Source organism: Rhodococcus sp. APC 3903 (assembly GCF_030407755.1).
Lineage (GTDB): Bacteria > Actinomycetota > Actinomycetes > Mycobacteriales > Mycobacteriaceae > Rhodococcus_F > Rhodococcus_F erythropolis.
This window is the reverse complement of record NZ_JASDCV010000063.1, coordinates 1-6,407: the sequence shown is the minus strand read 5'-3', so window position 1 is coordinate 6,407 and position 6,407 is coordinate 1. Positions and strand designations below refer to the sequence as shown.

At 62.5% G+C, this 6,407-nt stretch carries 1 protein-coding gene; it reads left to right on the top strand.

Translation table 11 applies throughout. The features are described from left to right. Positions 1–13: 13 nt before the first annotated feature. Positions 14–6,407, top strand: a 6,394-nt coding sequence (locus QMA15_RS32355) for a non-ribosomal peptide synthetase (protein WP_290289204.1), incomplete at its 3' end; no start/stop codon positions are given.

Here is a 6,407-nt window from a genome sequence, read left to right as displayed (position 1 = left end):
GGGGGAGTTTCCGGTGACGGTGCATGGGAAGTTGGACCGTAAAGCCCTCCCGGACGTCAACTTCGAACCTCGATCGCTGCAGTATGTTGCGCCGCGAACGCCGGTCGAGGAGACGGTTGCCGCAATCTTCGATGATCTGTTGGGAACGTCGACGGTGGGCGTGTACGACGACTTCTTTGCCCTTGGTGGGAACTCTCTGAGTGCAGCCAGGTTGGTTGCGCGAGTGAATTCTGTTCTCGGCGAACGGATCGACATCCGCGACGTCTTCGAAGCTTCTACCGTTGCAGCGCTGGCCGAGTTGGCGCAGTGTCGCGGAGGAGAGGGGGCCAAGCCGGCGTTGAGGCCGCGGGGTACGACGACGGATATCCCACTTTCGCCGGCGCAGGAGCGAATGTGGTTTGCGAATCAGTTCGACCCCGAGTCCGCCGCCTACAACGTCGCGTGCGCGTTGAGGCTCGACGGCACAGTGAATCTGAGTGCACTGCACGCGGCATTTGTCGACGTCGTCGAGCGGCACGAGTCCTTGCGCACTGTTTTTCCTCTCACTGACGACGGCCCGCGTCAAGTGATCATGTCTACCTCACAGGTGGTATCGGATCTCGCACCGATACTTGTGCAGGGAGCGGAAGAGCTGCGCGAGCGTTGCCGGCAGATCGTTTCGGATGGTTTCGACGTCATGCAGCAGGTCCCGATGCGCGCCACCTTGTTGCGGCGAGACGACCAGGTCCACTCGCATGTCCTGGTGATCGTGATTCACCACATCGCCGCCGACGGATTCTCCACGGTACCGCTGGCCCGAGATCTCATGAGCGCGTACACCTCCCGTGTGAGCGGTGAGGCTCCTCGGTGGGCGCCGCTCGAGATCCAGTACGCCGACTATGCGTTGTGGCAACGTGGTTGGTTGGGTTCGGAATCCGACTCTCGGTCTTTGATCTCGAAACAGCTCGCCTATTGGGTCGAGAATCTTGCGGGTGCACCGGAAGTTCTCGACATTCCGACCGATCGACCGCGCGGTGATGTGCGTTCGCTTCGACGCGGACGGATTCGGTTCGAGTTCAGTCCGGAGGTTCATGCCGGTGTGGTTGCCCTGTCGCGCAAACACAACGCCACCGTCTTCATGGTTGTGCACGCAGCCTTGGCAGTGCTGCTGGCTAGGCTCAGCGATGAGGAGGACGTAGCCGTCGGAACTCCGATCGCCGGGCGTGGGGAGCGCGAACTCGACGACCTGGTGGGCATGTTCGTCAACACGTTGGTCTTGCGCACTGCAGTGGACCGCGGCGCGACTTTCGGGGAGTTCCTCGACCAGGTCCGAAACGTAGATCTGAGCGCCTTCACTCATGCGGACGTGCCGTTCGAACGAGTCGTCGAGATAGTGAATCCTTCACGTTCGACGGCATACTCGCCCCTGTTTCAAGTCATGTTGGAGTTCCAAGACATCGAGCGACCGACACTGGAACTTCCCGACCTGCAGGTGACCGACGTGGGTGTCGAGATCGACACCATCACCTTCGATCTGCAGTTGACGGTGGCGCAGAACACTGGCACCGCCGGTGAATCGGATGGTATTCGTGCTGAATTCGGATATGCCGCAGATATTTTCGACGAGGAAACAGTACGGGGCTTCGTCGACCGCCTGCAACGGATTCTCGAGTACGTCACCACGGATCCGCAATCGCGGATCGGAGATATCGATATCCTCGACGCCCGTGAGTCAGCCGAACTGGTACCCGTGCGAGGTGTGATCTCCACCGCTGTTCAGACCCTTCCCGATTTGCTCACGACAGCAACAGATATGGCGACCGCCCAGGATCTCGGCGCCGTCGCGCTGGTGTTCGAGGAACGTGAAGTGACCTATCTCGAACTAGACGCACAGTCGAATCGATTGGCCCGCATGCTGATCGAATCCGGAGTGGGTCCCGAAACGGTGGTGGCGATGTGTCTCCCACGCTCCGTCGAGTCCGTTCTGGCGGTGTGGTCCATTGCCAAGACAGGTGCGGCATTCCTTCCCGTGGACCCGGGACTTCCTGCTGCACGTATCGAGTACATGCTGGGCGACTCCGGTGCAGCGTGGGGGATAACGACCCGAGCTCACCACGCAGCATTGTCCGGCCTCGTGCCGTGGCTGGTCCTCGACGATGCTGGTTTCGAGGAACGGCTGTGGGCGTACTCGCCATCGAAAGTCACCGACGAGGATCGGAAGGCACGGATTCGAATCGACAATCCGGCCTATCTGATCTACACCTCGGGATCAACGGGAACACCCAAGGGTGTGACGGTCACTCATCGCGGGTTGAGCAACTTTGCTCTCCAGGAGCGCGAGACATTCGCCGCCACGACCCGATCCAGAACTCTGCACTTCGCTTCGCCGAGTTTCGACGCTTCGGTTCTCGAACTCATGTTGGCCGTTGGTGCGGGATCCACGATGGTGATCGTGCCACCGACCGTCTACGGCGGGGCGGAACTGGCGGCGCTACTGGAGCGCGAGCGCGTCACCCATTGTTTTGTGACTCCGGCGGCTTTGGCATCCGTCGCCCCAGACGGACTCACCACTGTCGGTTGTGTCGTGACAGGTGGGGAGGCGTGCCCGCCGGAATTGGTGGTCCGCTGGGCGCCGGGCAGAAAGATGTTCAACGCCTACGGTCCTACCGAGGCAACTGTGGTGTCGAACATCAGTGCGGCACTGGCTCCGAACGACCCGGTCACCATCGGCGCACCTACTCGCGGATTCAGCGAGGTAGTGCTGGACTCGCGTCTGAGAGCGGTACCGGTAGGTGTCGCGGGAGAGTTGTATCTTGCCGGGCCGGCTCTCGCTCGCGGCTATCACCGGCGATCCCCGTTGACCGCCACGCAGTTTGTCGCAGATCCCTTCGGTGCGCCGGGAACGCGGATCTATCGCACGGGCGATCGCGTGCGGTGGACGCCCGACCGACAGCTGGAGTATCTCGGGCGCACCGATGCCCAAGTGAAGGTCCGTGGGTTCCGCATCGAACTCGGGGAAGTCGAGGTGGCACTGCAGACGCACCCGCGCGTGGCCCAGGCGGTGACGGGCGTCTGGAACGGCGACGGCAGGGATCGGTTGAACGGCAGGGATCGGTTGATCGGATACGTGGTTCCCGATCGCGGAGCGAGTGTCGATCCGCGAGACGTCCTCGCGCATGCAGGCAAGCGTCTGCCGTCGTACATGGTGCCTGCGGCGGTTGTGGTGCTCGACGCACTTCCGCTGACGGTTCACGGAAAACTGGACCGCGCAGCACTTCCCGCACCCGATTTCTCGTCCACGGCCACACCCGACCGGACACCGCGAACGGAAACCGAGAATCTTCTTGCCGCTCTGTTCGCGCAGGTTCTCGGCCTGGACACCGTAGGAGTGCACGATTCCTTCTTCGAGCTCGGCGGAGACAGCATCATGTCCATCCAATTGGTGGCCCGCGCTCGCGATGCTGGTGTGATCATCTCGCCCCGAGACGTATTCGACCACAAATCTGTTGCCGCGCTTGCCGAGTCGGCGCACATGGAGCAGGACGGTCCTGATGTGCTCGTGGAGCTACCCGGATCCGCTGTCGGAACTGTTCCACTGAGCCCGGTGGCGCAGTGGATGCTCGACCGCAACAGTGGCGGGCTGCGTGGCGGCGAATTGAAACGGTTCTCCCAGGCGCTCTTGCTGACAGCTCCCGCTGATCTCACCCAGGATCTCCTTGTCCGTGGTCTCCAGGTGTTGCTGGACCGCCACGGAATGCTTCGAGCGCGCTTGGGCGAGAGTGACCGGGTCATGGAAGTCCTACCACCCGGCTCGATCTCGGCCGAAGGACTGATCCATCGAGTAGCTGTCGGTTCGGTGGACGACGAAGGTTTCAGGGCCTTGGCGTCGGGAGAGCTCGAGGCCGCTGCCGACAGCTTGGATCCCGCCGCGGCCGACATGGTGCGCGTGATCTGGTTCGACCTGGCCGACATCCCTGGCTTGCCGAACAAGCGGGGCCGACTACTTGTGGTGATTCATCACCTGGTTGTCGACGGCGTCTCGTGGCGCATTCTGGTCACCGACCTGGCGACGGTGACAGCACAACTCCGGGCCGGTGTCACGCCCGAACTGCCACAGATCGGAACGTCGTTCCGGCGGTGGGCGCACGGGCTTGTCGAGCACGTGGGCGACCGGAGCGTCGAACGGGACATGTGGAAAACGATCCTTGACGGCGATGACCCGCTGATCGGTTCGCGCCCAATCGATCCCACGATCGACGTCGACGGCACGGTCGACACCGTCACAGTGGACATCGCGCCTCCGGTGACCAGGAACCTACTCACCACGGTTCCTGCGGCATTTCACGCCGGCGTGAACGACGGACTCCTCACTGCTGTTGCGTTGGCCTCGATCGAGTGGCGACGACGCCGCGGTATGGATACCGCTGCCGCCCTGATCACGCTCGAAGGACACGGCCGCGAGGAAGGAGCGGTTCCTGGCGCAGACCTCGCGCGCACCGTTGGTTGGTTCACCACGCTCTACCCGGTGCGCGTGGACCTCGGCGGAATCGACGTCGACGACGCACTGGCAGGTGGCGCCGACGCCGGACGGGCTCTCAAAGCCGTCAAGGAATACGTGCGTGCGATCCCCGATCATGGAATCGGATTCGGGATGTTGCGCTACCTGTCGGGCGAGAGCGAACCACTCGGCCGATTCCGTTCTCCTCAGATCAGTTTCAACTATCTGGGCCGGATCAGCTCCTCTGACGGAACACAGGACTGGCTGCCGGTGGAGGGCAATCGAAAGCTCGGCGGAACCCAGAATCGGTCCATGCCTGTGGCGTCCGTGATCGACATCAACGCGGCGGTTGAGGACCATGTCGACGGGCCCTGCCTGACAGCATCTTTCACCTTTCCCCGCGGAGTGCTCGACAGGTCTGACATCGCGGAGTTCGCGGAACTGTGGCGTCGTGCGCTCGACGGACTCACCGCGCACGCGTCGCGACCTTATGCGGGCGGTCTGACGCCGTCGGACATTCCCCTGGTCTCCGTGGACCAACAACAGATCGAACGCTGGGAGAACGACTTCCCCGGATTGCACGATGTCTGGTCGGTGTCGCCCCTTCAGGCCGGGCTGATGTTCCATGCCTCACTGGCGGCGACGTCGACGGACGTCTACACAGCGCAGTTGTGCGTCGAGCTGGAAGGAGCGGTTGATTCCGAGCGTTTGCGCGGCGCTGCTGCCGGACTACTGGCAAACCACCCGAATCTGTGTGCAGCGTTCGTCTACGACGCACACGGCCTACCGGTGCAGTTGATTGTCGACGATGCGGTGAGTCCCTGGACCGAGGTCGACCTGAGTGATTGCGGATCGGCAACCGAAGCAGAGCTGGAGCGCCGCCTCGACGAGGATCGCAGTGCACCCTTCGACCTCGCCTCGCCGCCACTGCTTCGGCTGACGTTGCTGCGAACCTCGCCGACGAGGTGTGTGTTGGTGGTGACAAACCATCACATCGTTCTCGACGGTTGGTCGATGCCGTTGCTGGTACGCGAACTGCTGATGAGATACGCGGACGACAGTCTCCCGGTCGAGAGCGTCCCGGCCGATCAGCCCCAGACTCCGTCGTACCGCACCTATCTGGAATGGTTGGCGCACCGCGACATCGAGACCTCGCTCGCGGTCTGGGAGGATGCCATGGAAGGCGTCGACGAGCCGACGTTGTTGGCGGCTTCGGCGCCGACCGCCGATCAGGTGGTACCCGAAGAGGTCACCGTCGATCTGCCCGATTCGGTGCTCGACGGACTCGGTGCGCTGGTCCAGCGGAGCGGGATCACGATGAACACGGTGATCCAAGCGGCGTGGGGTGTCCTGTTGTCTCGAATGCTTTCCCGCGAAGACGTAGTCTTCGGCGTCACAGTCTCGGGCCGCTCACCTGAATTGCCTGGTGTGGAAAACATGATGGGGCTGCTGATCAACACATTGCCTGTCCGCGTGCAACTGGATCCAGACCAGACGTGTGCACAGCTGCTCGCTCGACTACAAGGCGAGCAGACAGATCTGCTCGATCATCACTATGTCGGACTCGGCGCGATTCAATCTGCCGTAGGGACAGGCAATTTGTTCGACACACTGTCGGTCTTCGAGTCGTATCCGATCGATACCTCGGGGATGGACGGGAACACCGACATAGCCGGTATGCGCGTCACCGCTGTGAATGCCCGCGACGCCACGCATTACCCGCTCACCGTGCTGTCGGTCGCGGAACCGACGCTGCAGGTGAGCCTGCGGTATCAGCCGGCGGCATTCGACCGCGCCGCGGTCGGCACCATTGCACAGCGAATGTCGCGAATTCTTGCCGCCTTCGCAGCGAACGCGGATACACCGGTCGGTGAGGTCGACGTGTTTGTCGCGGGTGAGCGTGGGTTGGTGGTGGGTGGTTGGGATGGTG